The organism is Bradyrhizobium sp., assembly GCF_049581145.1.
Taxonomy (GTDB): domain Bacteria; phylum Pseudomonadota; class Alphaproteobacteria; order Rhizobiales; family Xanthobacteraceae; genus Bradyrhizobium.
Genome location: NZ_JBAURI010001287.1, coordinates 1 through 2,192, shown reverse-complemented (window position 1 = coordinate 2,192; position 2,192 = coordinate 1). Strand labels below are relative to the sequence as shown.

Here is a 2,192-nt window from a genome sequence, read left to right as displayed (position 1 = left end):
GGGCCCACTGTCAATCCGCAGCAAGCTTCTTGGTGTTTTGAGTGTTATTCTGGCGCTGGCATGCGGGTTGGCATTCTTCGGGATTTCCGCCATCAGCTCGACCGGTAATCTCGTGGTTCAACTCTATGACGGGCCGCTGATGGGCATCAATCACGCCCGGGCCGCGCATGCTGAGCTGAACGAAGCTCTTCTTGTTCTGCAGCAGGGAGAGAGCATGGGGGTCTCGAGTGGAACCGCGGCCAAATTCGAGAAGATTGTGCAAGCTGTCTTCGAGGACCTGGGCGTCGTTCGCTCGCGTGTACAGGCTGCTAATGTCACTCCAGCGCAGGCAAATGCCGAAGACAAGGTGCGCGACTGGTCAAATGCGGTCCTTAAAATCCTCAAACCTGCGCCGGGAGGGCTCACCGAACTGCCTGCGACGTTCACGGTGACGAAGCTCGGAAATGAAGCCGCCGCCGCTGTCGACGACCTCGTCGAAATGGTCGCTGCCTATGGCTACGACTATCGCACCGAGGCCGAAGCCAATGTTGCCTCCGCGCGGTTGACCATGATTGTCGCCACCGCCGTGAGCTTGCTGGCCGGAATGATGCTAGCGATCGGCTTCGCGTATTCTCTCAGCAAGCCGATCAGCATGCTGGCGAGATCGATGCTGGAACTCGCGGACGGCGATTTCGACATCGTGCTGCCAGGTCTCACACGCAAGGACGAAGTCGGTCTTGTCAGCCGCGCCGTCGAGAAGTTCAAGGTCGTGGCCGAGCGGAGGGCGCAGGACGAGGCGGAAGCGACGATCAATCGGGATCACGTCCTCGCCGCACAGCGCCGGGTCGATATGAGCAGGATCGCGGATGGGTTTCAATCCGTCGTCGGACAGATCGTACAAACCGTCTCGTTGACGTCGAATGAGCTCGAATCCTCGGCCAGCGCGCTGACGGGTACAGCGGAGCGCGGCAAGCAGCTGGCTACGGTGGTCGCGGCGGCGTCGGAGGAGGCCTCGACCAACGTGCAGTCGGTCGCGTCCGCCACCGAGGAGCTCTCCTGTTCCGTCCACGAGATCAGCCGTCAAGTGCAGGAATCCGCTCGCATGGCCTGCGAGGCGGTCCAGCAGGCACGCGGAACGACGGAGCGGGTCAGCGAGCTTTCGAAGGCGGCAACCCGTATCGGAGATGTCGTCGAACTGATCAATACCATCGCTGGTCAGACCAATCTATTGGCGCTGAATGCCACGATAGAGGCCGCCCGTGCGGGAGAGGCCGGCCGCGGCTTTGCCGTCGTGGCTTCGGAGGTCAAGGCGTTGGCGGAGCAGACCGCGAAAGCGACCGGCGAGATCGGCCAGCAAATCTCCGGGATCCAGACGGCGACACAGGAATCTGTCAACGCGATTAGGGAGATCAGCGGGACCATCGAGCGACTATCGGAGGTGTCATCGACCATTGCGGCAGCAGTACAACAGCAAGGGTCTGCCACCCAGGAAATCTCGCGCAACATCCAGCACGCTGCGCGTGGAACGCAAGAGGTATCATCCAACATCACCGATGTAGAAAATGGCGCCGGTGAAACGGGCGAAGCGTCATCACGCGTCCTGTCGGCGGCGCAATCGCTGTCGAGCGACAGCAAACGCCTCAAGCTCGAAGTGGAGAATTTCCTCGCGACGGTTCGTGCAGCTTGACCCACGCCCTAGCTGGATCGAGCAGCCATGACGGTCGCTTTCTGACAACTAAGGATAGGTCATTGGGGTGAGGGGAAGTTATTCGCCGTTTTGCGCGCCCAATTCCGGAAATGTGCAGGTATTGGACGGCATGGCGAGGGCTATACAAGCGCTGCGGCGGCCGAAGGGCGCCATTCGCGACTTGGTCGGACTGTCCGGAATTCAGCCTTTGAAAAGTGCAGACGACGCCGATAATGTCTGTTGCTTGGGGTAGACCGGAAGCCTCCGGAAGCCCAAACCAACGTCCGCCTCAATGTCAAAGTCTTCGCTCTTATGGCCAGGACGCCAAACAGTTGCTGCGAGTGCTGGTCCTTGGATAGGAACTGCTTTAGCGGTCCAAAGTCCGAATATACCTCCGCAGCGACAGCGCACGTCTTCGAGACGTTGTATGCGAGCCGGCACGTGCAGCGATTAGGCCTGCTAGGAGCCTGTCCATTTAATCGTTTTGGTCGAGTTCGACGAGAAACCACTTCTCCGAAATGTGCTA

Annotated in this window: 1 protein-coding gene; it reads left to right on the top strand. The window is 59.9% G+C overall.

What is annotated here, in order from left to right; all coding sequences use genetic code 11:
- The first annotated feature begins 7 nt into the window (after positions 1–7).
- Positions 8–1,666 (top strand): methyl-accepting chemotaxis protein, encoded by a 1,659-nt coding sequence (locus tag WCB02_RS41050; protein ID WP_423968495.1) that lies wholly within the window; start codon positions 8–10, stop codon positions 1,664–1,666.
- The last annotated feature ends 526 nt before the right edge of the window (positions 1,667–2,192 follow it).